This window comes from Candidatus Anaeroferrophillus wilburensis (assembly GCA_016934315.1).
Classification (GTDB): Bacteria; Desulfobacterota; Anaeroferrophillalia; order Anaeroferrophillales; family Anaeroferrophillaceae; genus Anaeroferrophillus; species Anaeroferrophillus wilburensis.
Map to the genome: position 1 here is coordinate 58615 of JAFGSY010000038.1, position 26950 is coordinate 85564.

The 26950-nt window shown below is 54.0% G+C and carries 35 protein-coding genes; 6 read left to right on the top strand and 29 right to left on the bottom strand.

Annotation, left to right across the window (positions count from 1 at the left end; genetic code table 11):
* Positions 1–20 precede the first annotated feature (20 nt).
* Positions 21–239: a hypothetical protein gene (locus JXO50_09795; protein MBN2333380.1), complete on the top strand. Its 219-nt coding sequence runs from the start codon at positions 21–23 to the stop codon at positions 237–239.
* A gap of 207 nt (positions 240–446) precedes the next feature.
* Here JXO50_09795 and JXO50_09800 read toward each other — a convergent pair whose 3' ends face one another.
* On the bottom strand, positions 447–914 hold the full coding sequence (locus JXO50_09800) for a nucleoside recognition protein (protein MBN2333381.1): 468 nt from the start codon (positions 912–914) through the stop codon (positions 447–449).
* 12 nt (positions 915–926) lie between these two features.
* Positions 927–1349, bottom strand: a complete 423-nt coding sequence (locus JXO50_09805) for a nucleoside recognition protein (GenBank protein ID MBN2333382.1) — start codon at positions 1347–1349, stop codon at positions 927–929.
* Positions 1350–1860: 511 nt separating this feature from the next.
* On the opposite strand from JXO50_09805, the gene JXO50_09810 reads away from it, so the two are divergent.
* From JXO50_09810 to mqnC, 3 genes are read left to right on the top strand one after another with little or no spacing between them, the layout of a single operon-like run.
* A complete protein-coding gene (locus JXO50_09810; GenBank protein MBN2333383.1) occupies positions 1861–2700 on the top strand; it encodes an MBL fold metallo-hydrolase in 840 nt (279 codons plus the stop codon).
* A 5-nt stretch (positions 2701–2705) separates the two neighbouring features.
* Complete coding sequence (mqnE, locus tag JXO50_09815) at positions 2706–3821, top strand: aminofutalosine synthase MqnE (protein MBN2333384.1); 1116 nt, start codon at positions 2706–2708, stop codon at positions 3819–3821.
* Positions 3814–4863 carry a dehypoxanthine futalosine cyclase gene (gene mqnC / locus JXO50_09820; GenBank protein MBN2333385.1) on the top strand — a complete coding sequence of 350 codons (1050 nt, stop codon included), beginning with the start codon at positions 3814–3816 and terminating at the stop codon, positions 4861–4863. The genes mqnE and mqnC overlap by 8 nt, the downstream gene beginning before the upstream one ends.
* Positions 4864–4910: 47 nt before the next feature.
* Here the strand turns inward: mqnC and eno are convergent, their stop codons facing one another.
* From eno to JXO50_09900, 16 genes are all read right to left on the bottom strand, one after another.
* Positions 4911–6194, bottom strand: coding sequence for a phosphopyruvate hydratase (gene eno, locus JXO50_09825; GenBank protein MBN2333386.1), 1284 nt, complete (start codon positions 6192–6194; stop codon positions 4911–4913).
* A gap of 125 nt (positions 6195–6319) precedes the next feature.
* Positions 6320–6790, bottom strand: coding sequence for a hypothetical protein (locus tag JXO50_09830; protein ID MBN2333387.1), 471 nt, complete (start codon positions 6788–6790; stop codon positions 6320–6322).
* Positions 6783–7178, bottom strand: a complete 396-nt coding sequence (locus JXO50_09835; GenBank protein MBN2333388.1) for an iron-sulfur cluster assembly scaffold protein — start codon at positions 7176–7178, stop codon at positions 6783–6785. Before JXO50_09835 ends, JXO50_09830 begins: the two co-directional genes overlap by 8 nt.
* A 31-nt stretch (positions 7179–7209) precedes the next feature.
* Entirely contained in the window at positions 7210–8136 is a 927-nt protein-coding gene (locus JXO50_09840) for a radical SAM protein (protein MBN2333389.1), read from the bottom strand.
* Between the two features lie 63 nt (positions 8137–8199).
* Positions 8200–8493, bottom strand: coding sequence for a DUF59 domain-containing protein (locus JXO50_09845; protein ID MBN2333390.1), 294 nt, complete (start codon positions 8491–8493; stop codon positions 8200–8202).
* 198 nt (positions 8494–8691) lie between these two features.
* Complete coding sequence (locus JXO50_09850) at positions 8692–9567, bottom strand: ATP-binding protein (protein MBN2333391.1); 876 nt, start codon at positions 9565–9567, stop codon at positions 8692–8694.
* The gene (locus JXO50_09855; GenBank protein MBN2333392.1) at positions 9567–10418 is read right to left on the bottom strand and encodes an ATP-binding protein; all 852 of its coding nucleotides are present in this window, start codon (positions 10416–10418) and stop codon (positions 9567–9569) included. The genes JXO50_09850 and JXO50_09855 overlap by 1 nt, the downstream gene beginning before the upstream one ends.
* Positions 10419–10617: 199 nt before the next feature.
* Positions 10618–10845: a DUF5320 domain-containing protein gene (locus JXO50_09860; GenBank protein ID MBN2333393.1), complete on the bottom strand. Its 228-nt coding sequence runs from the start codon at positions 10843–10845 to the stop codon at positions 10618–10620.
* Between the two features lie 65 nt (positions 10846–10910).
* Entirely contained in the window at positions 10911–11375 is a 465-nt protein-coding gene (locus tag JXO50_09865) for a NifB/NifX family molybdenum-iron cluster-binding protein (protein MBN2333394.1), read from the bottom strand.
* A gap of 59 nt (positions 11376–11434) precedes the next feature.
* Positions 11435–11740, bottom strand: coding sequence for a DUF5320 domain-containing protein (locus tag JXO50_09870; protein MBN2333395.1), 306 nt, complete (start codon positions 11738–11740; stop codon positions 11435–11437).
* Positions 11741–11836: 96 nt separating this feature from the next.
* On the bottom strand, positions 11837–12184 hold the full coding sequence (locus JXO50_09875; protein ID MBN2333396.1) for a NifB/NifX family molybdenum-iron cluster-binding protein: 348 nt from the start codon (positions 12182–12184) through the stop codon (positions 11837–11839).
* 12 nt (positions 12185–12196) lie between these two features.
* On the bottom strand, positions 12197–12565 hold the full coding sequence (locus JXO50_09880; GenBank protein MBN2333397.1) for a NifB/NifX family molybdenum-iron cluster-binding protein: 369 nt from the start codon (positions 12563–12565) through the stop codon (positions 12197–12199).
* A 50-nt stretch (positions 12566–12615) separates the two neighbouring features.
* Positions 12616–13218 carry a nitroreductase family protein gene (locus JXO50_09885; GenBank protein MBN2333398.1) on the bottom strand — a complete coding sequence of 201 codons (603 nt, stop codon included), beginning with the start codon at positions 13216–13218 and terminating at the stop codon, positions 12616–12618.
* A 177-nt stretch (positions 13219–13395) separates the two neighbouring features.
* Entirely contained in the window at positions 13396–14271 is an 876-nt protein-coding gene (locus tag JXO50_09890; protein ID MBN2333399.1) for an Mrp/NBP35 family ATP-binding protein, read from the bottom strand.
* Between the two features lie 82 nt (positions 14272–14353).
* The gene (locus JXO50_09895) at positions 14354–14524 is read right to left on the bottom strand and encodes a hypothetical protein (GenBank protein MBN2333400.1); all 171 of its coding nucleotides are present in this window, start codon (positions 14522–14524) and stop codon (positions 14354–14356) included.
* A 33-nt stretch (positions 14525–14557) separates the two neighbouring features.
* Positions 14558–14890 carry a MerR family transcriptional regulator gene (locus tag JXO50_09900; protein ID MBN2333401.1) on the bottom strand — a complete coding sequence of 111 codons (333 nt, stop codon included), beginning with the start codon at positions 14888–14890 and terminating at the stop codon, positions 14558–14560.
* A 410-nt stretch (positions 14891–15300) separates the two neighbouring features.
* Between JXO50_09900 and JXO50_09905 the strand changes: the two genes are divergently transcribed.
* Together JXO50_09905 and JXO50_09910 are read left to right on the top strand one after the other, a co-directional pair.
* Positions 15301–15708: a DUF3842 family protein gene (locus JXO50_09905; GenBank protein ID MBN2333402.1), complete on the top strand. Its 408-nt coding sequence runs from the start codon at positions 15301–15303 to the stop codon at positions 15706–15708.
* Positions 15701–15895 carry a CooT family nickel-binding protein gene (locus tag JXO50_09910; protein ID MBN2333403.1) on the top strand — a complete coding sequence of 65 codons (195 nt, stop codon included), beginning with the start codon at positions 15701–15703 and terminating at the stop codon, positions 15893–15895. Before JXO50_09905 ends, JXO50_09910 begins: the two co-directional genes overlap by 8 nt.
* Positions 15896–15963: 68 nt before the next feature.
* Here the strand turns inward: JXO50_09910 and JXO50_09915 are convergent, their stop codons facing one another.
* The 11 genes from JXO50_09915 to hpt all read right to left on the bottom strand — a co-directional run bounded on the left by JXO50_09915 (position 15964) and on the right by hpt (position 26704).
* The gene (locus JXO50_09915) at positions 15964–16650 is read right to left on the bottom strand and encodes a TIGR00730 family Rossman fold protein (protein MBN2333404.1); all 687 of its coding nucleotides are present in this window, start codon (positions 16648–16650) and stop codon (positions 15964–15966) included.
* Positions 16651–16663: 13 nt separating this feature from the next.
* Positions 16664–18049, bottom strand: a complete 1386-nt coding sequence (locus JXO50_09920; protein ID MBN2333405.1) for a PFL family protein — start codon at positions 18047–18049, stop codon at positions 16664–16666.
* Between the two features lie 40 nt (positions 18050–18089).
* The gene (locus tag JXO50_09925) at positions 18090–18497 is read right to left on the bottom strand and encodes an ACT domain-containing protein (GenBank protein MBN2333406.1); all 408 of its coding nucleotides are present in this window, start codon (positions 18495–18497) and stop codon (positions 18090–18092) included.
* A 39-nt stretch (positions 18498–18536) separates the two neighbouring features.
* Entirely contained in the window at positions 18537–19097 is a 561-nt protein-coding gene (locus tag JXO50_09930; protein MBN2333407.1) for an isochorismatase family protein, read from the bottom strand.
* A gap of 179 nt (positions 19098–19276) precedes the next feature.
* Positions 19277–19717 carry a periplasmic heavy metal sensor gene (locus JXO50_09935; GenBank protein MBN2333408.1) on the bottom strand — a complete coding sequence of 147 codons (441 nt, stop codon included), beginning with the start codon at positions 19715–19717 and terminating at the stop codon, positions 19277–19279.
* Positions 19714–20250 (bottom strand): hypothetical protein, encoded by a 537-nt coding sequence (locus tag JXO50_09940; protein MBN2333409.1) that lies wholly within the window; start codon positions 20248–20250, stop codon positions 19714–19716. Before JXO50_09940 ends, JXO50_09935 begins: the two co-directional genes overlap by 4 nt.
* A complete protein-coding gene (locus JXO50_09945; protein MBN2333410.1) occupies positions 20247–20786 on the bottom strand; it encodes an RNA polymerase sigma factor in 540 nt (179 codons plus the stop codon). The genes JXO50_09940 and JXO50_09945 overlap by 4 nt, the downstream gene beginning before the upstream one ends.
* A gap of 282 nt (positions 20787–21068) precedes the next feature.
* Positions 21069–21896, bottom strand: coding sequence for a bifunctional DNA-formamidopyrimidine glycosylase/DNA-(apurinic or apyrimidinic site) lyase (gene mutM, locus JXO50_09950; protein ID MBN2333411.1), 828 nt, complete (start codon positions 21894–21896; stop codon positions 21069–21071).
* A 224-nt stretch (positions 21897–22120) separates the two neighbouring features.
* Positions 22121–22921, bottom strand: a complete 801-nt coding sequence (gene purQ / locus JXO50_09955; protein ID MBN2333412.1) for a phosphoribosylformylglycinamidine synthase I — start codon at positions 22919–22921, stop codon at positions 22121–22123.
* Between the two features lie 187 nt (positions 22922–23108).
* On the bottom strand, positions 23109–26102 hold the full coding sequence (locus tag JXO50_09960) for a phosphoribosylformylglycinamidine synthase (GenBank protein MBN2333413.1): 2994 nt from the start codon (positions 26100–26102) through the stop codon (positions 23109–23111).
* A gap of 35 nt (positions 26103–26137) precedes the next feature.
* Complete coding sequence (gene hpt / locus JXO50_09965; GenBank protein ID MBN2333414.1) at positions 26138–26704, bottom strand: hypoxanthine phosphoribosyltransferase; 567 nt, start codon at positions 26702–26704, stop codon at positions 26138–26140.
* Positions 26705–26950 lie beyond the last annotated feature (246 nt).

The following is a 26950-nucleotide window of genomic DNA, read 5'->3' on the forward strand; positions in this document are numbered from 1 at the left end:
TCCTGTGAGAGGAGCTGCCAGTGACAGAAAAAAATAATGCTTTTAAGGTTGCAGTCATCACCCCGGGCGCTTCCCCCCCCTGCCTGCAGGCGGATTTCGGTGTTTGCAGGGGCTGCTCCGGCTGGCAGGCGATGCTCGATGCTGCCTGCAGCGGCGACCCCCTCTGGCGTCGAACCCCCATTCACTGTTCGGTTACCGGTCTGACCCTCAAGATCGTCAACCCGTCACCATCTGACTAGCCAATCCTCACCCCATAACTTCATGAGAACGGCCGGCTTTTTGCCGGCCGTTCTCATGAAGTTTGGCTCTCTCACCTGCCGGATGCATACGCTTTGCAGCAGGATTACCCACTCATTATCGCCGATCATCCCTGCCAGCTCCCTGGTTGGCCGCCGAGAATCACCCTGAAACCGATGCGTCAGGTAACCAACCGCTTAAAAGGATATTTATTCATCACCAGCAATCAGCTCCCGACGGCGCCACCGGAAAAAGCCGGCCAGCAACGCCGTCACCGCCAGAGAAATAATGAAGCGGATAACGAGCAGCAGGGGGCCGTTGGCACCGATGGCGACAAAGAGCAGGGTATCTTCAAACACCGCATGGTTGATGGACAGAAAGGTCATGATAAGAATCAGCTCATCTTTGCCCAACTGCCCCCGACGGGCACTGTGAATAATCAATCCTGCCCCGTAAGCCAGGCCAAACACCAGCCCGACGACCAGAGGAAAAGCACCGCGACCGGAAAGACCGATATAGCGGACCACCTTTTCCAGTCTGACGGCAACTCTGTGCAGGATCTGCAGATCTTCAAGAATCTGCATTCCCACCATCAACGGCACCACAATCAAGGCAATCTGCCAAACCTGCTTCAGGCTGCCCAGCAAACCTTCATAAATGATCTCCGCAACGGTCATCCTCGACCTCCCCTAGCCAGCCAACCAGCAGCGATGCAAGATAACTGCAACAATAAATCCAACACCAAGCCGCAGCACCACATAGGGCCAGGCAACAATGCCCACCTTCCTGCTGACCGCCGTTTCCACCACCAAACTGTGAGAAATGAGCAGCAACAGGGCAAAAACCGTTATCTGCGAGGTTTCCAACGCCAGCGGCGAGACCGCACCAATAGCTGCATAGAGATTCAGCAGGTTGCCCAGCACCACCCCCATGGCCGCCTCGCCAGGCAACCCCATCATGGCCATCAACGGCCGACATGCAGTGCCAATCCTCGACAATATGGCTGTCTGCTGCAATAAAAATACCAGCAGATACACGGGAACAATGATGATCGCCAGATCCCAGGTGGTGCGAAGGCCATTCACCAGGCCGCGAAATATCATTTTCCGCATCGTTCTCATCCCAGACTCCTTAGAACCGTTGAAATATCATAGGAAAGGGGAAATAACCAGCAGAGACCGGTGCCACCGCGCCAAAAGCACATGGGATAGAAACCTGGCATCTCAAGGACTGACAGAAAACCTTTATGAAATCAGCTTTCTCTCCACCCGTTGAACAAGACAGACGACCATCAAGATGAATCGGTCCCCGATCGCTGGTGACGGCTGGTTAACGACCGGCAACCCCTTTCACAAGCCGAATAGCATCGTAAAAGCTCAGGATTCCGGCCGGAAAAACCTGAGGACTGCGGTGCCCATAAAAGGACGCCGCAAGGACGCACATTACAGCGAAACGAAGACAATGGAGTTGTTACAACGCCATCGTGGTTGAAAGGCAGCCATAACCACCACAACCCTCAAGTCCTCCCTATTCTGATCTAAAACCATCTCTAGCGGTTGACACCCGCGAAATTTTAGGTCATTATCAGCTGGTTAAAAAAATCCAAACAGAATGGGGCGGCAGATGAAAACCCGACTTACAATTCTCTGTGAAAATTCGGTGGGCATTCCTTTTGGCGGCATCGGCGAACATGGCTTTGCCTGTCATATCGAAACTGATCACGGCACGTATCTCTTCGATACCGGCCAAGGTCTGGGCATCATCCAAAATGCCACCGTGCTGCAGAAAAATTTACAAACAATCGACAGTATCATGATCAGCCACGGTCATTATGACCACACCGGCGGCCTGCCGGCGGTTCTCCAGCGTCGTGGACCCGTGGACGTCTACGGCCATCCGGAGATGTTTCTCGAACGGTTCTGGGGTGCCGAAGGTGAGCACCAGCGATTTATTGGCATCCCCTATCAACGGAGTTACCTGGAATCGTTGGGGGCTCATTTTGTTCTCAATCGGGAAATGGTTGAGGTGGGGCCTTCCATCTATCTGACCGGCGAAATTCCCCGGCAGACCGCCTTTGAAACCGGGGATGACAACATGACCGCCTTCACCAGTACCGGCGAAAAACTCCACCCCGACCCCCTCCGTGACGACCTGTCACTGGTAATCGATTCAGATAAAGGGCTCATTCTGGTGCTCGGCTGTGCCCATGCCGGAATGGTCAACATCATCAACCACGTTCTGCAGCAATTGGGTCGTGAGCGGATTTATGCCGTTCTCGGAGGAACTCACCTGGGCTTTTCCAGTACCGATCAATTTGAAGCCACCATCAAGGTGTTGGAGCACTACCAGATAGAACGCCTGGGGGTATCCCATTGCACCGGCCTGGAAAAAGCCGCCCAGATTTACAGTCGCCTGCCGGAACGCTTCTTTTTCGCCTGTGTGGGGGCAAGTCTGGAAGGATAAGTACCATGTCAACAACTATTCAAAACATCACACACATCGGCGATCAACTGCTGGCTGGCGACCGCCTGTCGGTGGACGACGCCTTGTTTCTCTATGAAAATGCCGATCTTTTCACCTTGGGAGAGCTGGCGAACCGGCTGAACCAGGAACGCAATGACAGGACGGTTTTTTATAATATCAACCACCATATCAACCCGACGAATATCTGTGTTAACCAGTGCCGTTTTTGTGCCTATAGCAAGCTGGCTGGTGACGAGGGTGCCTATGAACAGAGTCTTGCCGATATCCTCTCAGAGGTCAGCGGGGCAGAAAAAAAAGGGATCACCGAGTTTCACATCGTCGGCGGCCTGCATCCCACATGGCCGTTCTCATTCTACCCTACGCTGCTGCAAACGTTAAGAAATGAGCACCCGCACATTACCTTGAAAGCTTTTACGGCGGTGGAAATTGATTATTTCAGCCAGATCAGCAAACTCCCGATTAAAGAAGTCTTGCTCCAGCTTAAGGATAGCGGCCTTGAGGCAATGCCCGGCGGCGGGGCGGAAATTTTTGCTCCCCGGGTAAGGAACAAGATCTGCCCTGAAAAAATCAGCGGCAAACGCTGGCTGGAGATTATGACTGTCGCCCATCAGCTTGAGATTCCCACCAATGCCACCATGCTCTATGGCCACATTGAAACCATTGAAGACCGACTGGACCATATGGGACAGCTCCGGCAACTGCAGGATCAAACCGGCGGGTTTCAGGTTTTCATTCCCCTGGCCTTCCATGCCACCAATACGGATATCCGCAAAAAGGGGGAAACCAGCGGTATTGATGACCTGAAAACGCTGGCCTTAGCCAGGCTTTTTCTTGATAATTTCCGTCATATCAAGGCCTACTGGGTCATGCTGGGGGAAAAAATCGCCCAGGTGGCGCTCCATTTCGGGGTCAATGATCTTGATGGCACGGTGGTCAAGGAAAGGATCACCCACGCTGCCGGCGCCCAAAGCGCTAAAGGTCACAGTGAAGAGTATATTCGCAATCTGATATCCCGCGCTGACCGGCTGCCGGTGGAAAGAGACACTTTCTACCATCCCGTTGACCGTACACACAGCACAATGCAGGCATGCCATGACTAGTCGCATCTCCCGGACAGAAGCCATCCAGCTCCTTGCTGACGAGGAGTTCTTATCCCTGGGGCGCCAAGCCCACAACCTCCGGCTGGCAAAGAATCCCGCACCCCGGGTCACCTTTGTTATTGACCGCAACATCAACTATACCAACATCTGCAGCTGCCAATGCCGGTTCTGCGCCTACTATCGACAGGAGGACGACCCGGAAGCCTTTGTCCTTGATCAGGCTACCCTGGCAGAAAAAATCACCGAAACCCTGGCCTTGGGGGGCACCCAGATCCTGCTGCAGGGGGGGCTTCACCCCCATCTGAAAATTCCCTATTATGAAGCGTTGCTGCAAACCATTAGGAAAAACTTTCCCACCATCCATATCCATGGCTTTTCCGCCCCGGAGATCTGGCATATCAGCACCCTGTCGGACCTTTCTCTCGAAGAGACCATCTGTCGCCTGCGGGATGCAGGCTTGGGATCGATCCCCGGAGGGGGGGCCGAAATCCTTGATGATCGGGTTCGCAAACATATCAGCCCTAACAAGATCGGCTGGCAACAATGGCTCCAGGTCATGGAAGTCGCACACCGCCACGGACTGCGGTCCACCGCCACCATGATGTTCGGCTCGGTGGAAACGGCGGAGGAACTGGTTGACCATCTGCTGCGGGTGCGCGAGCTCCAAGACAAAACCGGCGGTTTTACCGCCTTCATCCCCTGGAGTTTCCAGCCGGACAACACCGATCTGAAAGATGAGGTGCCCATCACCGCCACCGGCATCGACTATCTCCGGGTCCTTGCTCTTTCTCGGATCGTCCTCGATAACATTGACAATATCCAGGCATCCTGGGTTACCCAGGGGGCAAAAACCGCCCAGGTAGCCCTCTATTTTGGCGCCAATGATTTTGGCAGCACGATGATCGAGGAAAATGTGGTGGCTGCTGCCGGAGTCCATTTCCGCATGTCGCTGGAGGAGATGATCAGCACTATCCGAGAAGCTGGCTTTATGCCGGCCCAGAGAAACACGTTCTATGATATTATCAAAGAGTTTCATGAATAAAAAAAGGCCGGCATAAAGCCGGCCTCTAGTTTTGCACGTGACTGGTTTTACTTCAAATTATAAAAAACTTCCCGGCCGAGAAATACTCCCTGGCTGCCCAACTCATCCTCAATCCTCAACAGCTGGTTGTATTTACAAATTCGGTCGGTCCGTGAGGCTGAGCCGGTTTTAATCTGGCCGGTATTAAGAGCCACCACCAGATCAGCAATGGTGGTGTCTTCCGTTTCACCGGACCGGTGCGACACCACTGCGGTGTAGCCGGCTTTTTTAGCCATCTCCACGGTTTCCAGTGTTTCCGTCAAGGTGCCTATCTGGTTCAGCTTGATGAGAATGGAATTGGCCGAACCTGCTATAATCCCCCGGGACAAACGCTGCGGATTGGTCACAAAGAGATCATCACCAACAATCTGAATCTTTTTCCCCAGTCGATCCATCATCAATTTCCAGCCTGACCAGTCATCTTCATCCAAACCATCCTCAATGGAAATAATCGGATACTTCTCCACCAGGGCAGCATAGAAGTCCACCAGGTCAGCTGCATCCAAAGCCTTGCCTTCGGCTTCCAGGTGATATTTGCCATCACGATAGAAAGAACTGGCTGCCGCATCCAGAGCAATCATAATCTCCTTGCCGGCTTGATAGCCAGCCTGACCGATGGCCTCGACAATCAGCTCCAGGGGCTCCTCATTGGACTTCAGGTTGGGCGCAAAACCGCCCTCATCACCAACGGCGGTATTATAGCCTTTCGCCTTCAATACTTTCTTCAGATGGTGAAAGGTTTCGGTTCCCATCTGCAGGGCTTCACCGAATGATCCGGCGCCCACCGGCATGATCATGAACTCCTGAATGTCAACATTATTGTCCGCATGCTGGCCACCATTGAGAATATTCATCATCGGCACCGGCAGCAGGTGGGCGTTAACCCCGCCAATATACTGGTACAGGGGCAGACTCATGAAATCAGCGGCAGCCCGGGCCACCGCCAGCGATACACCAAGGATTGCATTAGCACCAAGTTTTCCCTTATTGGGTGTACCATCCAGTTCAATCAGCATCTGGTCAATCTCGCGCTGACGGGTTGCATCAAAACCGATGATCTCCTCGGCAATAACATCATTAACATTATCAACGGCCTGCAGCACCCCTTTGCCAAGAAAGCGATCCTGGTCACCATCTCGCAGTTCAACCGCCTCATGGACCCCGGTAGAAGCTCCTGAAGGCACCGCCGCCCGGCCTACCGCACCACTTTCAAGCAATACTTCCACCTCAATGGTGGGGTTCCCCCGGGAATCAAGAATTTCTGTGGCTGCAACATCAACGATAAACGGCATAGCGGCACCCTCCTTTTCATGTTTTTCTGCCCAGTCTTCTATGCAGACTCCGACAGAATCTTTCCTCTCTGCTATAAAACAAATTTTTCACAAAATTGCAAATTACAAATTATCTTTGGCATGGTTCAGCGCCGCAAGCCGGCAACCAAGCGCTGGGGAGAAAGAAACAACTCGATGGCATCAACAGTCGAGGGCACCACCAGATCAGCATGGGCAAGGGACAACGGATGGGCGCCTTCCGGCCCCAGGACGCAAATGCCCAACACCGCCTGCTTCAGCATTAGATGATCATTATAGCCGTTGCCCACCGCAGCATGGGTTCGGCTGCCCCGGGATTCAAGAAACTTTTTTTTCTCCAGAAAGCCGGTCCGGGAGGAAAGCTTGCCCAACCGCACCGGCAAGTCGGCAAACACCGCTGTTGCAGTGCCAAAAGTGTCAGCGGTCAAAACCCAGATATCCAACTGGCTGGCCAGGGAGATAATCAGCTGGCGCTCATGAGCACCCAACCTGCCGTCAACGGTCAGTGTGCCATTCATATCAAAAACCACCCCCGCAAGACTTATCTCCCGACGCCCGGGAATGGCAACTTTAATCATCGGCTGACGTACAGGGGGTGCAAATCCGTTGGAGGATATACTGGGACACACAATGCTTCAAGGCTTCGGGTCCCATCAGCGAACAATGACGTTTGGCCTCCGGCACCTCCCCCAGAACCCCAACGACAGCCTCACCATCTACTTCCAGTGCGTCATCGAGGGATTTGCCCTTAACCAATTCCGTAAATACGCTGGTGGTGGCTATTGCATAGGGACACCCATAGACCATGGCGGAAACTTCAATAATATGATCATTCTCCAGCAGGAGATAGAGCTCCACATAGTCACCACAACCGGGATCGCCGCCCTGGCCAACCACCGTTGCCCGGGTCAGCCGCCCCATATTGCGCGGCTTGGTAAAGTGGTCAATGACTTGTTCGTTCATCATACCAACCTCATGGCACTAAGGATTCTCATCATCAATCAGCACAATAAAATATTTGACCTTCATGGTCGGTTGCCCTGATGGCGCCCACCCCCTGGAGAAGATCGATAATTTTCACAACTTCAGCCGGTGCCAGGGCGCACAACACTGCCAGATCCCGAACCGTGCACGGTCGCCGTTTAACCGTATCGACAATGAGCCGCTGGCAATCCTGCTGCTGTTCATTGAGCCGTTCCCGTTCAAAAGGGGCGACAATTTCCGCCCGCGGCCCCCAGCGCCGCTGAACTTGATGGAGAAATGCCGCCGATACCGGCTGGGCTTCCCGGTAGGCTCCTGGACGGACGACCGTATTCAGGTGAATCTTATCCGGCTGCAGGTGGTGAATAACTTCGGACAAGCGGGCTATTTCCGTTTCATGATCGTTGATCCCACGACAAAAAAGGACCTCCAGCCAGAGGGCGCCGGCAAACTCCTGGCGCAGTGCCAGCAGGCCGGCAATAATGGCATCCACCGTCACCTCCGGTACCGGACGATTGAGACGGGCAAAAACCTCCGGCGACACGGCGTCAAGGGAAGGCAGGATGATATCCACCAGAGCTGCCGCCTGGCGTACTCCGGGATCAGCCAGCAGAGAACTATTGGTCAACAGAGCCACCGGAATGGTGGTCAGCTCCCTGATCCTCCTGACGATGGCTGCCAATCCCTCATGCAAGGTTGGCTCACCCGAGCCAGACAGGGTGACAACATCGCATGACACTCCCCCCGGCTGCTGGAAGTAAGCCGTTAACTCAGCATCAACAGCTGCAACTGGAGCATACATCTGCCGCTTGCTGGTATGGGAGGTTGTACGGCCAAGCTCGCAATAGAGACAATCAAAGGAGCATGTTTTGAAGGGGACCAGATCCACTCCCAGGGATAATCCCAACCGACGGGAGGGAACCGGGCCAAAGAGATAGTTCATAGACAATAGCCGACAAGTGGCAAAAGAAGGTAATGAGAGCGTTCCCGACATGGGTGGTGCCATTCATTCATCTGACAGGTATTCCTCAACCATCGCCTGCTGCTGATGGCCATGGATGATAAACCGCACTTTTTGCACCCCGTCCAAGGAGACAACCGCCTGCTTTATATCACTGCCCAGTTTGAAAATCAAGGGACAGACAGACGAAGAGGGCTCCAAGGTTATGGTTATCACCCCTCCGGCAGCAATGACAACATCCTTCACCAGGGGCAGGTCTTTTACCGCCATGCCGGTGGAGGGATCACGCACCATGCCAATGGCAGTGAAAATATCCTGGTATAAGCGAGATTGAGACATAAAAAACGTTCCTGGACAACACTGCTAAACAATGAAAATTGATGATGGCAGGATCATCGGGCTCGGCGGAGCGCAGGCCCGACAAACCATCCGAACGGCAATCAAAGCCGTCCGGGAGTCGCCGCAAGCGTAAAAACAGTCAGCCCCCCCCGGCAACATGCAGCGCCATACAGCTCAACATGGCCGGATGATTCATCGCTAAGCAAGTAGTTTTTTTTCCACTTCCTGCCACATCTGTCTGACCACCTGACCAACCGAACCACAATCAAAATCAACCACACTTTTGCGGGCCACCTGGGCCTTGTTGACCAGCGGCTCAAAAGGAATTTCACCAACCACAGGAATACCCCGATCTGCACAATAGTGGCGAATTTTCTGGGTATTGACCAGATTGATGCTGTACTTATTAATACAGACCTGGACCGGCACCTGAAAATGGCGACATAAATCGGCAACCCGCTCCATGTCATGGATGCCGGAAATGGTTGGTTCGGTAACAATCAAGACTAATGTCGTACCCGTGATCGCCGCGGTAACCGGACAGCCAATCCCGGGAGGGCCGTCACTGACAATCAGGGACAACCCTTCCTCCTGGGCAAGTTTTTTAGCCTGCTGGCGCACCAACGTTACCAGTTTGCCCGAATTGTCCTCACCAATACCCAGCTTGGCATGGACCATTTTTCCATAGGGCGTGCGGGAAATATACCAGGTTCCATTCACTGAATCAACCATGGTGATGGCCCCTTCCGGACACGCAAAGGAGCACAGGGCGCAATTATCACAGGCAAAGGAATTTATTCGATAGCCACGCTCCACGTCATGGGTAATCGCCGCAAAGCGACAGACCTCCTGACAGGTTCCACACTCGGTACACAACGACTTATCCATGGTCGGTGCCCGACCGCCGACAAAGTCTTCTTCATGGTACACCTCAGGAATGAGGATCAGATGCAGATCGGCGGCATCCACATCACAATCGGTCATCAGTTTTCGCTCAATCAGGGAGGCAAAAGCAGCGGTTACCGTTGTTTTTCCCGTCCCTCCTTTGCCGCTGACAATGGTCAACTCTTTGATCATGGTTTCAGCTCCTTGTGGATTGCCCACAACAAGTGGCGAAATTGCTCACGGGCTTCGGGATATTCCGCCACAAAAGGAATTCCCTTGGAATAGGCAAAGGCCAGATCACGATTTAAAGGCAGTTCCATAAGAATGGGAATGCCCTCAGCCCGACAGTAACTGACAACAGACTGGTCGCCACTATCGCAGCGATTGATAATCACCCCGAACGGAATTTCCAGCAAACGCACGACACCCACCGCCAGCTCGAGATCATTGAGGCCGAAAGGCGTCGGTTCAGTGACCAGCAGGCAGAAGTCCGAGCCGTTGAGGGTTTGGATCACCGGACACGAGGTTCCTGGAGGAGCATCCAGGATTACCGTTTTCCCGGCCAAGGCGCACTGCTTAACCCTTTTGATCAGGGGCGGTGACATGGGTTCACCTACGTTAAGAACTCCCTGGGCAAAAGCAACATCATCCCCCTGGATCTGGTGAACGATGCCGGTTTCGACTATCCCGATACGCTTTTCCCCCTCGCTGATCGCCTTCGCAGGACAGATATAGCGGCACACGCCACAACCATGGCAAAGTTCCGGAAAAACGAGCACCTTCTTCTTCAAAACCGCCAGGGCGTTAAATTCACAGGCTTTGGCACAATCACCACAAAAAGTACATTGCTCAAGATCCACCTGGGGGAGCGGCGTCCCGACCGCCAGCCGTTCAACAATCTCGGCATTTAGAAAAAGGTTGCCGTTCGGTTCTTCCACATCACAATCAATATACTGGGCATCGGGAATGGACAGGGCAAAATTTGTCGCAATGGTGGTTTTGCCGGTCCCTCCCTTGCCGCTGGCTATTGTGATAATCATCTAAGACATTCTCCTTATAATCCACCCGAAGTAAGCGGTTGAAACCTCCCGAAGCCTTTATGCATAAGGCTCAAAACATTTTTGATGGCCGACTGAAAGCCCAGGGACCCAAGAACCGTCCTTGGACGGCCATTAACAGATCTGACAACTGAACAAAGGCTGGCCTGGCCCCGGCCAAAGCCAGGGCCAGTCAGACGCATCACCAACAATGATGCCATGCACGCCGGCCCCGCCGGCCACCGAAAGCTCGGCCACGACCCCCACCGCGGGGCAGGCCACCGCGGCCAACACCGTAATTTCTCGACTCCCCCGCTACTGACAGGGAAGCATTAATCATGGGTTTTCCCATCGGTTGGACACAATAGCCCATTCCCCGACCAGTCATAGGTCCCATTCCTCGAGGTCCACTACCGTCAAATCCAGGCATATGATCACCTCCTTCAGCCACTTTGGTTACTACTGTCTTTCCAATCAATCGTGGAGATGGAGGCCTCAGTTTCTGCCACCACGGCCCATGCCGCCCCCCCTGCCGCCACCACACCCACGGCCACGACCACCACCCGGGCCTGGGCCAACAACAGGACCCCCAGATACTGCCATACCTGCGTGTGATTCAACATTCGGAGCAGCGCTCCCTGGCAATGTTCCCTGTTGAAAACGGTCAACCGCCTGCCGGACGGTTCCTGAAACACCGGTAACCACCTGGACACCGGCGCCCTGCAGCACGGCAAAAGCATTCGGACCGCAATTACCGGTCAATACAGCGCCAACCTCGTTGCTGACCATCAGCTGCCCAGCCTGGGTGCCGGCACCGCCCGATGCCCCTTGAAATTCATTGGGCAAAGCCTTAAACTCTCCACTTTCACTGTCGACAATGATAAAAAATTGGCAACGGCCAAATCGAGGGTCAACTTGGGCATCCATGGACGACCCGCTGGAACTCACGGCTATTTTCATTGTGCACTCCTTTCATTTATTAACGTTGACGACATACCCGCTCAAGATGGCTTGAGCTCTCACTGGTTATCCTTTTGTTGTTCTTGCTGTAGCTGTTCCGATAGCTGCTTGATACGGGCATCCAACTGCTCCAGGCTCTGCCGTAACCCGACAGCCTGCTGCTGAAGAAACTGAAGTTCGGCTCCCGGGTCATAACCACCTCCCCGGGGGAAACACCGGGGCACCCCCTGAAAACCAAAGCCCCTGCCACCAAAACGGCGAAATCCATAAGCATTGGAACCGGGCGTACCTGCCGTGCAATAACCGCGACCGCCACCGGTCATCGGTCCATACCCTTGCGGACCTGTACCATCAAATCCTGGCATCTTCATCACCTCCCTCACCTCTCAGTAGCGTATTCTTATCCACCACCAACCAATGGCCTACAAATTAGGGATATCTAACTATGGGGACAAAAATTTTTAGAACCGTTGTATCCGATACTGCTGCAGCTGCCCAGCCTGATATTTGTGGATCGCCTCAACCAAGGGAAGATCAGCAGGGGCCAGAAAAATAGGGATGTCCGCAGCCACGAGAATTTCCATCGCCTTTGGCCCCACCTGACCGGTAACCACCATATCTACACCCTGCTCCAAAAGAAACTGGGCCGCCCCGGTGCCGGCGCCAACGGAGGCACCGGCAGCCGGGTTTGCCACCCAAGTAGATTCACTGTTCTGCTCATCAAGCAGGGCAAAAAAAGGGCACCGGCCAAACCGCGCATCGATGGTACCGTCATTTCCTTCCCGCTGGACACTGAACGCAATCAGCATGCCGACCGCCAATCAGTGGTCATGATCATGACCGCAGCTGGCGGCGCCGGAAATTTTACCATCCAGATATGCCTGCAGGACATTACCGACCCTGCCGCCGACCCCGGTAACCACATCAATGCCAAACCCCTGAAACATATCGATGGCTTTCGGGCCCATCCCGCCGGCAATAATGACATCCGCAGCCAGGGACTTAATAAAAGCCGGCACCTGGCCGGGGACATGCTGGCCGAAATAGGGGTTTTCAACAATCTCGGTAGTATCAAGGTTATTATTGTCATTCACATAGGCAACCACATACGCGGGACAACGGCCAAAATGCATACTCATTTCACCATCGAGACCATTCATGTCGTTAGCAGCCAAAGCTATTTTTTTCATCACGTATCCTTTGTCATCAATACCATAATAATCTGGAAGAATTGAGCTCTTTAATACTTGTCCTCAATGAAACAGAGGTTCTGATCTCCCACAGCCCAGGGACTTTCATATTTGTTCAGAAAAACAAATTCGCACAGCGGCTTTCGTGACGGTGCCGATGAGGGCACTTTTTCCGGGTAACCGACAGGCATTAAAGCCACCAGAGAAACACCTTCAGGTACGGCAAGGACTTTTTCCGCTGCATCGGCATCAAATAGGCCGAGGATAACACTACCCAAGCCAAGGGCATGGGCTGCCAGCGACATACTCTGGGTCGCAATTCCAAGGTCATACATGAACCAGGTATCCCCCTTGTTGGTCGCTGCCTGCCCTTTATAAAAACCGGAAAGCTCATGTTTGCCGAGAATCGCCAGCACCACCGGCGCCTGCACCACTGCCTTGCGGGCTGGGTTCCCCTCGGGCATGGCAGCCACCAGCTTTTCCTTCACGGCCAAATCACGGACAGCAATAAATTCCCAGCACTGGGTATTAGCCCAGGAAGGTGAATACCGGGCGGCCTCAACAACTTTCTGCAAGGTTTCGTTGCTTACTGCCTGGTCGGTAAATTTCCGCACACTCCGCCTGGTCATAATGCAATCTAATGAATCCATCAGCCCCTACCCTCCTTTTAACCTGAATACTGTTACTGTTTGAAGGCTTTGGAACAACTCCTGCTAATCAGTTGCACTGCAACCATTGTCACTGCTGCGTTATGACGGTATGTTTGCGAACTCGGAGCAGAAGCTATTACGCCACCATTATCCTTTGGAACTATTACCGGTTTTACCGCTTCACTGCTTGTCAATAAACGCCAAACATTTATCCGCTATCTGCTGAAAACTTTTAGCCGCCGGAGAATCGGGCTCAGCAACAATAAACGGCTTGCCGGCATCCCCATTAACAACTATCTGGGGATCAATGGGAACGCCGCCCAAAAAAGGCACCTTCAACTCACTGGCAGCCAACTCGCCGCCACCCCTTTTAAACAGATCGATCTTACCGTCGCAATGGGGACAATGGAAGCCGCTCATGTTTTCCACAATACCGATTACCGGCACCTTGAGATGACCGCTGAAAGTCACCGATTTCCGTGAATCAAGCAAAGCCACATCCTGAGGCGTGGTGACAATAACACTGCCATCAACCTTTTTGAGGATCTGGGCAACACTTAGCGGTTCATCACCGGTACCGGGAGGCAGGTCAACAATCAGATAATCAAGCTCGCCCCACTGGACATCCGCGACAAACTGCCTGATCACCGTATGCTTCAGCGGCCCGCGCCAGACTATCGGATTGTCGACACTCTCCAACAGAAAAGCCATGGAAACCACTGCCAATCCCGGCATTACTTCCTGGGGAATAATTCCCTGCTCGGTTGCCTGCAGGCGATGCTGTTCAAGACCTAACATTTTCGGTACGTTGGGTCCATGGATATCGGCATCCAGCAGGCCAACTTTTAATCCCCGCTGGGCAAGGGCAACAGCCAGGTTCACGGCAACGGTACTTTTACCAACCCCTCCCTTGCCGCTCATAACCACAATATTATGCTTTATCTGAAGAAGCCTCGCATCGAGCTGCTCTTCTTCACGCCGCTGCTTCTCCTCCGGAGAACAGGTCCCGGCACTGCCGCAACTGCTACACGATGCTCCATCTGCGCAATCAGCCATTTCGTATCCTCTCTTTCTCAACCTGCTGTTAATCAGGGTCACCATTACCATTAATGGCTCCTGAAAAGCAATAGTATTAACCTTAAAAACAACCCAGCTGGCAGGTGGTAATTTTCAGTTCCAGCTCATTGATAAGATCACCAACCTGCCGGCGACTCAAGCCGCACTCAGCAGCAATTGCTTCCGCCTGGGCACAGGTTATCCGTCCATCCACATTGCGTTCACGCAGCATTTTTTGTGCTTTTTCCAGCATCACGCGTTCTCCCTAGACTCACTTCCGGCAACCTCAACGGCCACCATGATACTCTTCATCATGACATAAGATGCAGGTCCGACAACAGCGATATTCACGACAAGTCCGGCGACGGATTTCCCAACAGGGGGCAAACTGCAGCAGTTTTTGCAGGCCGGCAATATTAACCCCCTCGTCATGGATCAGCCGCCGCAGACAGCGAAGCCAATTAAGGTCATTGGGCGAATAAAAACGTTTCCCACCACGACGGGAAGGACAAAGAAGACCGGCCTGCTCATACAAACGCAACGTCCGCGGGTGGACCTCCAACAAATCGGCGGCTACCCCGATGGAGTACAGGGGGTAATTATTGTCCTGCAGAGGCATGGTTCCTAAGGTCTCCTTGCCGGCTATAAACAGTATCTCCACTATAACATGTAAACAATCATTGTCAAGTCAATAGTTTTTCCCAGGCTCGCCCGGCGACACCTTTGCATTCCCTTGCCCGACGGCTTTCGCTACTTTTGGCGCTCATCACATTCCGGACTGTAGTAAATCTTGGTGAACTCGCAACACTTGGCAAAACCTTGCGGGAACCCGATGACCACCAAAACGGCTCCAGATTCGAGGGCGAGGGTGCAAAACCGGGGGATTGTGCGCAAGGAACACGCCGCCATGACGCAGCTTACAGCACAAAGCAGAAGAATGGGCTGTTACAAAACCATCAATTTTGACTTGCAAAAAAACCGTGCATATCTTACCGTGGCAGATCAAAGCACAAGGGAAAGGGATAGCATATGAAAATTGGCATCATTGATGGTCAGGGGGGTGGGATTGGCAGCACGATAATCCGCCGTCTGAAGGAATCCTTTGGCGAAAAAGTAGAAATCTGGGCCCTGGGCACCAATGCCATTGCCACAGCAGCAATGATGAAAGCCAGAGCCAATCGCGGTGCAACCGGAGAAAACGCCATCGTTCAAAGCGTGCCGAAGGTCGATATCATTGCCGGCACCATCTCCATTGTCATGGCGCACTCGATGATGGGAGAACTGACGCCGGCCATGGCCCTCGCCGTGGCCGCCAGCCCGGCCGCCAAACTACTCCTGCCCCTTTCCCAGGAACATATTGAAATCATTGGGGTCAACAAGGAACCCCTGCCCCACCTTATCGACATACTGATTAAGGAGATACACAACCATGTGTGAAGTAAACGCGTATCTGAAAAAAACCACCGGAGAAAACACCCTACTGATGGAGCACGTCTACCTGATGAAACCGGAAGACAACAAGATTCTGCTGGAGAATATCTTCGGCGAACAAAAACTTGTTGATGCTGATATCCGCAAAGTCACCTTACTGGAACAGACAATCATTCTGCAGCCAAACCAGTAAAGCAATCCTGCCGCCGCTTCGGTTTGCAGTTTCCGGTCGGGTCAGAAAGCAGCAGTATTGTGCTGCTCTTAGCCCTCATCACCGGACTGCTCGATGTGCTCCTTAACAATGGCGGCAATTTCATTAATATCATCGACGATCTGAAACAGCGAAAGATCCTCTTCCCCGATATATCCCAAAGGCTCCATTTCACGCCTGAGCCAATCAATAAGGCCACGCCAGTAATGGCTGCCATAGAGAATAATGGGGAAAGGCTTCATTTTATGGGTCTGGATCAGAGTCAATGATTCAAACATCTCATCCAGAGTACCAAACCCGCCAGGGAAAATAATAAACGCCTGGGCATATTTTACCAGCATCACCTTGCGGACGAAAAAATATTTGAACGAAACCAGCTTGGTAATGTACTCATTGGGCTTCTGCTCCATGGGCAGGGTTATATTCAGGCCGACAGATTTCCCACCGGCCTCCAAAGCGCCTCGATTGGCGGCCGCCATGATACCCGGCCCCCCACCGGTAATAACCGTAATGCCCGCTTTCGCCAGAATATTACCCAGCGACCATGCCTGTTGGTAGTCCTCGTGCTCTTCAGTCGTACGGGCTGAACCAAAAATAGACACCGCCAGGCCGCTGTCGGACATCTTCTCAAAACCTTCAACAAATTCAGAGATTATCTTGAAGATGCGCCAGCTCTCTTCCAGCTTGAAATCATCGATTAAATACTGGTCATGATTATGAATGTCTATCTTGTTCATGCACTCTCCCGCTTTAATTGCGAAAACTGGTCACCGGCGCCGGCAACTGTCCCTTGCGCCAGATAAAATAATCACTGCTTTCCCCATGCAGCGGCAAAACATAAGCGTTGCCCAACAGCCCGCCCCAGGAAACATAGTCACCGGCCTGCTTGCCAGGCACGGGAATCAGCCTGACGGCCGTCGTTTTATTATTCATCACGCCGATTGCCATCTCATCGGCAATGATGGCCGAAATGGTTGTCGTTTTCGTGTCGCCGGGAATGGCAATCATATCGAGACCCACGGAGCAAACGGTCGTCATTGCTTCCAGCTTGTCAATCGTCAGGGTACCGGCCCTAACCGCTTCTGCCAGCCCAACATCTTCACTGATCGGAATAAAGGCCCCGCTCAAACCGCCAATGTGGGACGAAGCCATCATCCCACCCTTTTTAACCGCATCAGTCAACAATGCCAGGGCTGCAGTCGACCCATGGGTTCCCACCCGCTCAAGCCCCATGGCTTCAAGAATACGGCCGACACTGTCTCCCACCGCGGTAGTCGGCGCCAGAGAAACATCGAGAGAACCAAAGCGTACCCCCAGATTGCGGGCCAGTTCCTGGCCAATCAACTCGCCGGCCCGGGTTATTTTAAAAGCAGTTTTTTTAATAACCTCCGCTAGCTCATCCAGGGATAGATCCCGCGGCGCACCGGCAACCGCGCGGCGCACCACGCCGGGGCCGGAAATGCCAACGTTGATGACATTGTCCGCCTCCTGCAGGCCATGAAAACCACCGGCCATGAAAGGATTATCGCTGACTGGATTGGCGAAAACAACAAATTTTGCCGCCCCGATGGCCTGCGCTGTAGTGATTCCCAAGTCACGGATAATGCCGCCAATCTTAGCCACTGCGCGCATATTGATGCCCGCCTTGCTCGAAGCAAGGCTGAAAAAGCCGCATACTTTTTTGGTCTCCCCCAATGCCGCCGGCAGGGAGTCCATCACCGTCTGTTCGGCATAGGTCATCCCCTTTTCACAGAACCCGCCGAAGCCGCCAAGAAAATCCACTCCCACCTCACCGGCACAGCGGTCCAGTAGATGGGCATACTGCACGCAACGCTCCCGGTCCTGATCAGCCGCCCCGGTGAGGGCTCCTGACAATACCACGGCCGCTGGGGTGATGGTAATCCGCTTATTGATAATGGGGATGCCATAATAGGACTGGATTTTTTCCGCCCGCTTGACAAACTGGCGGGCAGTAGCAAGAATTTTCTTTTCCGTCCGCTGGCAGAGGGTGGAGAAATCATCGGAAACACAGGGAAGCAGATTGATGCCGAGGGTGACCGCCCGAATATCAAAATGTTCCTTCTCGGTCATCCGGTAGGTTTCATATACTTCATCAAGGGAAATGGTCTGGGACATGCGTTAACCTTACAACCACGGAGCAATGAAAGACAGTCAATTAGACCCGGTGCATAACTTCAAAGATTTTATGATGCTGAATCTGGATGGAAAGACCGATCTTCTCCCCCAGTTTTTCCAGCTTTGGCCCCAGGATCCCCACATCGCTGCGGGCACCGGCCAAGTCAACCAGCATGGTCATAACAAACACCCCATGCATAATCTTCTGATTGATATCTTCGATATTGATATTTTCCTTCCAGAGAAAATCAGACACCTGGGCAACAATGCCTGTTTTATCTTCGCCAACCACCAACACAACCGCCAAGTTTTTTTCATTCCCATTCATGATCATTCCCACGGGACCCAGGTCCCTCTCTTGCTGGACAGGCGAACCGGCGGCGCGCTGCACCAGCCGATCAAACAGAGGCCGGCAGCGCCGCACGGCCAACGCCATAATGCCTGACATGTCGCGGCCCTAACCAGAACCTCAGATTGCTCCTGCCTGCTATTTAAGATGAGGCAGCATGGCTTTGAAATCGGGACCTTCCGCTTTGCCGAGAAAATGAAAAAGCACCGTCTGCACCGTACTCATCAGCCCCCCCGCCTTTTCAATCAGCTCGCACCCCGTCTGCCAGTCCAAGGTATAACGGGAACCAACCGCGTCCCTGAGGACAAAAACCGCATACCCCTGGTCCAGGAGGTCGATGGCCGTCTGCAAAACACAGATATGGGCTTCAATGCCGATAATCAGCAAGTGCTTCCGCTCCAACTCTGCCAACCGGGTACTTATGCTTCCCCAGCCGGAAAAAACCTTCTTGGCAAAAGGTTGATAATCGTTGCCCAGAAGCGCCCTGATCTCTTCATTGGTGGCACCCAGCCCCTGGGGATATTGCTCCATCACCACAATCGGAATACCAAGCTGCTGGGCCATATGAATAGCCAGACCGGTCTGTTTTTTCAACTGTTTGATAACCTTGCTGGAAAAGGTATTCAAGATAGCATCCTGAAAATCAACAATAACGAGTGCCGACTCATCCTTGATGGGACAATAGGACCGATTACTCATGGCATAACCCTCCCTGCTGATGATTCTGATTGTTACTGCATAATGCCCAAAACCGGCTTGCCTGCATCATGGCCTCCCGAAGCAGGCAACACAGATTCCCTCTCTACGATAACCAGTAGATGGTTAGCACAGCTTCATCTTTTTGACAATGGACAAGAAAAGGATCGCCTGCAACCCTGTTACTGCCGCCGCTGATGACGCTCTTCCGTCGTTTTCTTCAACGTGACAAACTGCTCCCGGCTCAAGATGGAGCGGACTTCCACCAGGTAGTCCATCCGGGCCCGGTCCAGGCGGTCTTTGGCCTGTTGCGCCTCGGACAGGCAGCGCCGGGCATCCGACTCAGAAAATGAATCGGACTCCATCACCTGTTCAAAACGAACGGCACTTTTATCCACCTCGGCACGCAACTCGATAAAAGCAACTCTATACTTGGCATACAACGCATCAAGCCGGTCTTTCTGCTCACCGGTCAACTGTAGTCGGGCCACCGTACGGTCATGGTGCCACCATTTACCCAGCATTCTATCTTTGCTGCCTCCATCACGAGCCCAACCGCCCGCCGCCGTTGCCATACAGAGAATCACCATCACCAGAGCAATAACCGTCCTTCTCCACCTCATGTCTGTTCTCCTCTCTCTGGCATGACCATTTCGATCAGGTCATCCAGTTGTTCCGCATCCTGTTCTTCCCACACACCGCCACCTAAAACACCGATCCAGGCAGGCTCGGATGCTGCGCTTAGCGGCACCAGCTCGTCAACCATGATCTGCAGGCCGGCAGAATCGGCAAACAAAAAATGCTCCGGCGGCAATACCGCAAGGCGGGGAAGGCGGAGAGGAACGCTAACCACCGTCGCCACCAGCAGCAGGAGAATAACGAATGTAGACCAAACCGGCTGGCGGAAAAACCGCCATCGGCATTCCTGCCGTTCGAGGGTTTCCCACACGCGACTCCTTATGCGTTGGAGGGCCACATCCGAGGGTTCTAACGCCTGCTGAACCCGCATCCGGTAGCTGTCAAAAACCTGTTTCTGCTGCCGGCACCGGGAACAGGACACCAGATGGTCTGACGGCGCCGGAACTTCTGCTGTCCCCTCCACCAGCACCCTGGCCAGATAGTCTTCACAAGAGGACAAGGCGGTCATGCTACTCATGATAGTTCCTCAGCCAGAAATGATTGCATTTTTTTTACTGCTCGATACAAGTGGGTTTTGATCGTATTCAGATTCTGCCCGGTGGCGGCCGCCATTTGGGGCAGGGAGTAATCATCCAGAAAACGAAGGATAAAATATTCCCGTTCAGTGGGCGAAAGCCCATCCAAATGCCCCACCAGACGCGCCCTTTCCTCCCTGCTGATCGCAATGGTGAGCGCCGAGGGCTGCAGGTTGTCGGGAACTTGTTCAATGGCCGAACCCCGATTGGAACCATCAGCATAGTCACGCTCCTGGAGCCAGTTGAACTTCCACCAAGGCTTCCGGTAGTAGTCAATAATCGCATTTTTGACGACCCGGTAGATCCAAGTTTTAACCTGGGATTCCCCGCGGAATCCCCCAAGACCACGATAGAGCTTCAACAAAACCTCCTGCATGATGTCCTCGACATCCGCGGCCGTGCGCGTCCTGGCGCTGATCATACGGTAGATATCATGCTGCCAGCGCGCCATAAACTGGTTAAAGCTATCATGGTTCATAACCGGATTTCCAACCGCCGCAAAGGACCCCTCCCCAGCCAAGGGTTTCCTCCTTATAGACGCACACAAGCCCAGGGAAGTTTACCGTAGGGCAACAAAAGAGTTCGGAATCTCAAAGGGGACACCAGAACATCAACCCTGCATCGGCCACGGTCAGCGTCGGACCCGGGTAATCCGGGTAATGCTCGCACGGTCAGGCAAAGATTAGCCTGCCGCCCCCTACGCAACAGAATAGTAAGCCGGCAACAGATCAGCTCCAGCGTGGAAGCAGCCGGACAACCGTTACCGCTGGCAACGGGGACAATAATAGGTTGACCGGCCGGCAAGAACCTCTTTGACAATCACCCGCTGGCGACAGACAGGACAGGATTCCCCGACCCGGCCATAGACAAAAAGCTGGCGGGCAAATCGGCCCTCGCTGCCATCAACACTGGCAAAATCACTGATCGTTGTCCCACCGGCGGCAATCGCTTCCCGGAGAACCTCTTTAATTGCCTGCACGAGCATGGCACACTGTCTGCCGGTCATTGTCCCGGCAGGTTTCGTCGGCCGAAGAGCGGCCCGAAACAGGGCCTCATTGGCATAGATATTGCCCACCCCAACCACGAACCGGTTATCCATCAGCAATGATTTAACCGGTCGGCGACGGCCCCGAGCGACCTGTGTGAGATAGGTTGCTGAAAACGCATCATCAAGGGGTTCAGGCGGCAGAAGAAGGAGAAATTCAGGCATGGCACCGGGTTCGCCAAGAACGTGCATATCGACCATACCAAATCTGCGGGGATCATTGAAACGTAGCGAAAGGCCGTTGTCCAGCGACCAGATCAGGTGTTCGTGCTTGGCCGGCGGTAGCAATTGGGGAACAACCCGCAGCGAACCGGACATCCCCAGGTGAATCACCATGGCCTGCTGACCGGCAAATTCGATGATGATATATTTCGCCCGCCGGCGCACCCTGATGATCTCCCTGCCCACCACTGCGGCCAACCGTTCCGGGGCCAGGAAAGAACGCAGTTTCGACACCCTCACCTCGACGCCGGTGATCATTCGGTCACTCAGGTGGGGACGCAACGCCCTGGTAACAATTTCTACTTCTGGAAGTTCCGGCATAATTGGGTTTGTATTCTCCCTCCCCTGTGATAAAAAAAGGGGGGAGGGTTAGTGCCGTGCGACAGGAACCCGGCGCCTGAATCCGACAGCAACATATTGCTCATCCAGAGCAGAGGGGAAATACAACAGGATGACCATGATCATCGCCCTAGTGGATATGGCTGCATGAGAGTTGGGGGTCTTCGGAGCACCTGCCAAAACGGCTGTTTCTAGAAACCTGCGAGCTACAGGAAGTAGTTGACCGCATTCTGAAAAAGAGCCAGGCCCGGAGCCGGATCATCCCAGCGGCAGGGGTGGTCACCGGCAGCGATCTCAGGCCAGGATGGCAGCTGACTGGCAACCAGCGCCCGCTCCGGATGAGGCATCAAACCAAATACCTTGCCACTGTCATCGCAGATGCCGGCAATATCCAGCAGCGACCCGTTGGGATTATGAGGAAAGCGTCCATCAGCCGGGTTGCCTTCCCCATCAACATAGGTCAAAGCAATGGCATCATTGGCCTGCAAGCGTGGTGCCACCGCCGGCGGAACATAGAAACGCCCCTCGCCATGGGCTACCGGTAGTTGCAGGCGATCCAGGTTCTGGAGAAAGACGGAGCGGTCTGTCTGCACCTGGAGCTCCACCCACCGACATTCATAACGGGTGGATGAGTTGGCAATGAGTGCCGCCTGACGGTTGCCGTAGTCACCGTCTAAACCGGGAAGCAGACCCAGGTTGACCAGCACCTGAAAGCCGTTGCAAATACCCAGAACCAGTCGATCCTTGCTGATAAAATCCATCAGCTCCGGCCACAGGGTATGTCTCATCTTATTGGCCAGGGCATTGCCGGAGCCAGTATCATCGCCATAGGAAAAACCGCCGGGAACAACAAAAACCTGGCATTCCTGCAGCTGCTCCGGCCGGTCGATAAGATCGTTCACATGGACAATCCGACAGCCCGCACCACAGCGGCTGAAAGCAAAAGCTGTTTCCTCTTCACAATTGATACCATATCCGGTCAACAGTAACACCTGCGGTCGGGACATGCATGTTTCTCCTGATGATGACGGCCTCAGAAAAAGTATCCGATCGCCGTTGAAAAGTTCACATTCCCAGCCGAAAACGCCTGGTTCCCGGGGGGATTAATACCTAATAATGGGCAACCTTATATGGTTCATCTGGCCCAGACATACTTTTATTCATGAAAGACAGCTGGTCGCTTTGATGGAATCATCAAAAATCAGCAAAAGGCCGCCGGTATGCCGCCAGCAACTCGTCGACTGCCACATCAACACAGGCTTCCTCACCCTGGGTGATGATCAACCGCCCACGGTCACTCACGACGCCAAGGCACAGATGCGGAGAACCACCAAACTCCTGTTCAAGCAGTGACCGCCGGTCGGCTGCCACCGTCACGAGAAAACGACCCGGGGTTTCAACAAAAAGGAAAGGTTCAGGCGGCTGGCCGGCAGGCAGGGTAATGGTGCAGCCTAAACCATTGGCCATTGATGATTTGCCGAGGGCGACCGCCAGACCACCCTGGGCCAGTGGATAGAGTGTCCGGAAAAAGCCCTGTTCCACCAGCTGGGCAACCTTGCCATAAGCAGGCAGAAACTTGTCCGGCTGAACCTGGGGCACCATGCCCTCGGCCGCCGCCGCCGAAAGCAGGCCCTGGTCCTGGAGCAACCCGGCAAACTCGCTGCCGCCCAGTTCACTCCCGGTTTCGCCCAGAAGATAGATCACATCGCCCGGCTCGCAAAAGGCAAACGTACGCACCTGCGCCACATGGGGAACCACCCCCAGGGAAGAGATGAGCAGCGTCGGAGGGACAGAAATCGTCAGGGGCCGATCATCGGCGTCAAAACCAGAAAAGTCATTAAACATACTGTCTTTGCCGGAAATAAACGGCGTTCCATAGGCAACGGCAATGTCATAACAGGCCCTCGCTGCCTCCTTCAATTGCCACAAACGCTGCGAATCATGGGAGGAACACCAGCAGAAATTATCCAGCAGGGCAATCTGCGCCAACGGAGAGCCAACAGCAATCAGGTTGCGCACCGCCGTATCAATGGCCACCGCCGCCATGGCATAGGGATCCAGTTCAGCAAAGGCAGGGTAGAGGCTCTGGGAAACGGCAACCCCCCGGGGAGAATCAAGCACCGGCCGAATGACGGTCGCCACATTATCAACCAGATTTTTGCCCACCAGCGGCTTAAGTACCGACCCGCCCTGCACCTCAAAATCATACTGTGTACTGACAAACGCCCGGGAACAGATATTCAAGCGGGAAAACATCTGCAGGAAAAGGTCCTCGACCGGGATCGACTCCGGCAGACTCACAGGTTTGTCGGCCACCCGGCAGGCAGCTGTTTGCAGAACTTTGGGCGGCAGGCCGTTATGGAGAAAGTCCAACTCCATATCCACGACCATCTGCCCCGCAAACACCACCTGACAGCGGCCGCTGTCGGTAAACCGCCCGATTACCGTGGCTTCAACTCCACGCCGCTGCAGCAACTCGGCCAACGCCGCCCAATTCTCCGGCGGCACCGACATGGTCATACGCTCCTGCGATTCGCTGATCCAGATCTGCCAAGGGGCCATGCCTGGATATTTGGTCGGCACTTTATCCAGCTCCACATAACAGCCGCCGCATTCCCGGGCCATCTCCGCCACCGAACAGGAAAGACCACCGGCACCGTTGTCGGTAATACTATGATACAGTTCCCGATCCCTGACCTCTTTCACCAGACAATCGGAAAACTTCTTCTGGGTGATGGGATCACCGATCTGCACCGCCGTTGCCGGGCTGCCGCTGGTCATCGCCTCCGACGAAAAGGTGGCGCCATGAATGCCGTCCAATCCCACCCGGCCGCCAACCATAACGATATAATCGCCAGCCCGAGCCTGCTTGAGATGGCTGGGCTTGCCATTGAGCTGGCGGGGTATCAATCCCACCGTGCCGACAAACACCAGCGGCTTCCCTTTATAGCGGGGATCGAAGGTCATGAAACCCTGGGTTGTGGGAATGCCGGAACAGTTGCCTCCCACCCGGACGCCTTCAATCACGCCATCCATAATTTGGCGCGGTAGCAGTGCCTGGTTCAGGCGACCGGGAGAGCGGTACAGCGGTTGACGATCAGCAGGATCCGCAAAACAGAAACCATAACGGTTCAATACCGGTTTAGCCCCCATCCCGAAGCCGATCGTATCCCGGTTCACCCCGACAATACCGGTAATGGAACCGCCAAAAGGATCCAGTGCCGACGGCGAGTTATGGGTTTCGACTTTATCGGTCACCAGATACCGATCATCAAAAATAATTGCGCCGGAATTATCCACAAACACCGAAACACAAGGGTCATCAGCCCCCCGCCGGGCCCGGATGGCGGCTGTTGCACCTTTGATATAGGTACGGTACAGACCATCAACCAGCTCATCAATGGAAGCGGCAAAGATTGTATGCTTGCAGTGTTCCGACCAGGTCTGGGCCAGAGACTCAAGCTCCACATCGGTGGGAGCCCGGTGTTCACGGTTCTGAAAATACGCCTTAATGGCAGCCAGATAGGGAAGGTCAAGCGCCAGCGGCCCACGGCGTACCGGCTGCCCCTGCGCATCAAGGTGGTCAATGATCCCTTCTTTTCCCAAGGCCACCAACTGCTCCTCTGAGAGCTGCAGGTCAACCGTTGAAACCTCCATGCCGGCAGTTAGGGAAACCCGCGGAATAACGCTATCCATACCTCCATCGGCCAGGTAGCGAACCCGATCCTTGATCTGCACACGCTGGATAAGGGGGTTGGCCAGGGAGGCGGCGATTATCGCCAAATCATCATCACCCAGGCCCTCGCCCGCCAGATAAAAAATCTGGCTGCTGTAGACGCCGGCCGCCGCCGGCAAGCGGCGCTGCCAGCTATCCTGCAGAGTTTCCCTGGTGGTGGCGGCGACATTATCGGTAACTCCGGGGAGAAAACCAACCTCCAAGACATGGGAAAGCTCGGCCAAGTCACGACTTCGATTTACCAGGACCTGGTGAATCACCGGATTGCTCAACAGCTGGGCTGCCTGTTCCAGCTCAGCCGCGCTAAAATCCCCTTCAAGTGTGTAGACATCTGAAATACTTACCGAAAACAATCGGCCGGCCAATCCCAAACCCTGCAGCCGCTCCATGAGCCGCACGGCCCGGGCATCAAGTTCCGACTGCTGATAATATACTTCGATATGGTGCGCCATAGTCTCAAATAGGTCAAAAGTGTTAACTGGGCAGATCACCCATGTCCGGCTTCCAACAGTAGAGGATCGCTGCCGCAATCAACGGCTGCACGCTCCTCTTCACCTAATGCAGCAATGTGGGGCAGTTCCCGGTAGCACTCGCGATAATCCAGGCCATACCCGACGACAAACATATCGGCAATGGTGGTGCCAACGTAATCCGCAACGACCCCGTTGTTATGCCCCTCTTTCTGCAGCAAGACACAGGTTCTCACCTGACGGGCTCCCCGATCAGCAAGAAAATTGTGCATCTTCCGGAGGGTATGCCCGGTATCAAGGATGTCATCCACCACCAGAACATCCTTGTCCGCTACCGTCAGCCCCATCAGTTCTTCAAGCTGGACATGGCCACTGGACCGGTCGCCAAAGTAGCTTTTAGCCCGCATAAACCCCATCTCCAACCGCACTCCGCAGCGGCAAAGAGCACGGCTGAGATCGGCCATAAACGGCAGGCAGCCCTTCAACAGGCCAACCACCATGAGGTGCTGGTGCTCAATGGCAATTTCCCTCGCCAGCCGGGCAACAAGTTCCTCTATCTGGCGCTCATTCAACACCGTATCCATGATCGCACATCTCTCTATTCCACGAAAAGTCGACCGCTGACTGCACCATAGCGGCTTGGTAGCTGCACCAGCCCGCCATGAACATCATCCGGAAGCATCTGCGGGAAAACGTTGCAATCCTCCGTTGCTTTTTCCATACCATTATCAAAAAAAAATATCTACCTTCTATGATGAACCGGCAGCAACGCCTGGAGACAATGGCACCGTGCTCGTTTCGGCGTTCAAGCACGCAACCGGCCAGCACGC

What these genes read in the sequence shown, in the direction of transcription:
- JXO50_09800 (MBN2333381.1), bottom strand. Translation starts at nt 914, where the DNA reads ATGACCGTTGCGGAGATCATTTATGAAGGTTTGCTGGGCAGCCTGAAG.
- JXO50_09805 (MBN2333382.1), bottom strand. Translation starts at nt 1,349, where the DNA reads ATGCGGAAAATGATATTTCGCGGCCTGGTGAATGGCCTTCGCACCACC.
- JXO50_09810 (MBN2333383.1), top strand. Translation starts at nt 1,861, where the DNA reads ATGAAAACCCGACTTACAATTCTCTGTGAAAATTCGGTGGGCATTCCT.
- mqnE (MBN2333384.1), top strand. Translation starts at nt 2,706, where the DNA reads ATGTCAACAACTATTCAAAACATCACACACATCGGCGATCAACTGCTG.
- mqnC (MBN2333385.1), top strand. Translation starts at nt 3,814, where the DNA reads ATGACTAGTCGCATCTCCCGGACAGAAGCCATCCAGCTCCTTGCTGAC.
- eno (MBN2333386.1), bottom strand. Translation starts at nt 6,194, where the DNA reads ATGCCGTTTATCGTTGATGTTGCAGCCACAGAAATTCTTGATTCCCGG.
- JXO50_09830 (MBN2333387.1), bottom strand. Translation starts at nt 6,790, where the DNA reads ATGATTAAAGTTGCCATTCCCGGGCGTCGGGAGATAAGTCTTGCGGGG.
- JXO50_09835 (MBN2333388.1), bottom strand. Translation starts at nt 7,178, where the DNA reads ATGATGAACGAACAAGTCATTGACCACTTTACCAAGCCGCGCAATATG.
- JXO50_09840 (MBN2333389.1), bottom strand. Translation starts at nt 8,136, where the DNA reads ATGAACTATCTCTTTGGCCCGGTTCCCTCCCGTCGGTTGGGATTATCC.
- JXO50_09845 (MBN2333390.1), bottom strand. Translation starts at nt 8,493, where the DNA reads ATGTCTCAATCTCGCTTATACCAGGATATTTTCACTGCCATTGGCATG.
- JXO50_09855 (MBN2333392.1), bottom strand. Translation starts at nt 10,418, where the DNA reads ATGATTATCACAATAGCCAGCGGCAAGGGAGGGACCGGCAAAACCACC.
- JXO50_09860 (MBN2333393.1), bottom strand. Translation starts at nt 10,845, where the DNA reads ATGCCTGGATTTGACGGTAGTGGACCTCGAGGAATGGGACCTATGACT.
- JXO50_09865 (MBN2333394.1), bottom strand. Translation starts at nt 11,375, where the DNA reads ATGAAAATAGCCGTGAGTTCCAGCGGGTCGTCCATGGATGCCCAAGTT.
- JXO50_09870 (MBN2333395.1), bottom strand. Translation starts at nt 11,740, where the DNA reads ATGCCAGGATTTGATGGTACAGGTCCGCAAGGGTATGGACCGATGACC.
- JXO50_09875 (MBN2333396.1), bottom strand. Translation starts at nt 12,184, where the DNA reads ATGCTGATTGCGTTCAGTGTCCAGCGGGAAGGAAATGACGGTACCATC.
- JXO50_09880 (MBN2333397.1), bottom strand. Translation starts at nt 12,565, where the DNA reads ATGAAAAAAATAGCTTTGGCTGCTAACGACATGAATGGTCTCGATGGT.
- JXO50_09890 (MBN2333399.1), bottom strand. Translation starts at nt 14,271, where the DNA reads ATGGCTGATTGCGCAGATGGAGCATCGTGTAGCAGTTGCGGCAGTGCC.
- JXO50_09895 (MBN2333400.1), bottom strand. Translation starts at nt 14,524, where the DNA reads ATGCTGGAAAAAGCACAAAAAATGCTGCGTGAACGCAATGTGGATGGA.
- JXO50_09900 (MBN2333401.1), bottom strand. Translation starts at nt 14,890, where the DNA reads ATGCCTCTGCAGGACAATAATTACCCCCTGTACTCCATCGGGGTAGCC.
- JXO50_09905 (MBN2333402.1), top strand. Translation starts at nt 15,301, where the DNA reads ATGAAAATTGGCATCATTGATGGTCAGGGGGGTGGGATTGGCAGCACG.
- JXO50_09910 (MBN2333403.1), top strand. Translation starts at nt 15,701, where the DNA reads ATGTGTGAAGTAAACGCGTATCTGAAAAAAACCACCGGAGAAAACACC.
- JXO50_09915 (MBN2333404.1), bottom strand. Translation starts at nt 16,650, where the DNA reads ATGAACAAGATAGACATTCATAATCATGACCAGTATTTAATCGATGAT.
- JXO50_09920 (MBN2333405.1), bottom strand. Translation starts at nt 18,049, where the DNA reads ATGTCCCAGACCATTTCCCTTGATGAAGTATATGAAACCTACCGGATG.
- JXO50_09925 (MBN2333406.1), bottom strand. Translation starts at nt 18,497, where the DNA reads ATGTCAGGCATTATGGCGTTGGCCGTGCGGCGCTGCCGGCCTCTGTTT.
- JXO50_09930 (MBN2333407.1), bottom strand. Translation starts at nt 19,097, where the DNA reads ATGAGTAATCGGTCCTATTGTCCCATCAAGGATGAGTCGGCACTCGTT.
- JXO50_09935 (MBN2333408.1), bottom strand. Translation starts at nt 19,717, where the DNA reads ATGAGGTGGAGAAGGACGGTTATTGCTCTGGTGATGGTGATTCTCTGT.
- JXO50_09940 (MBN2333409.1), bottom strand. Translation starts at nt 20,250, where the DNA reads ATGAGTAGCATGACCGCCTTGTCCTCTTGTGAAGACTATCTGGCCAGG.
- JXO50_09945 (MBN2333410.1), bottom strand. Translation starts at nt 20,786, where the DNA reads ATGAACCATGATAGCTTTAACCAGTTTATGGCGCGCTGGCAGCATGAT.
- mutM (MBN2333411.1), bottom strand. Translation starts at nt 21,896, where the DNA reads ATGCCGGAACTTCCAGAAGTAGAAATTGTTACCAGGGCGTTGCGTCCC.
- purQ (MBN2333412.1), bottom strand. Translation starts at nt 22,921, where the DNA reads ATGTCCCGACCGCAGGTGTTACTGTTGACCGGATATGGTATCAATTGT.
- JXO50_09960 (MBN2333413.1), bottom strand. Translation starts at nt 26,102, where the DNA reads ATGGCGCACCATATCGAAGTATATTATCAGCAGTCGGAACTTGATGCC.
- hpt (MBN2333414.1), bottom strand. Translation starts at nt 26,704, where the DNA reads ATGGATACGGTGTTGAATGAGCGCCAGATAGAGGAACTTGTTGCCCGG.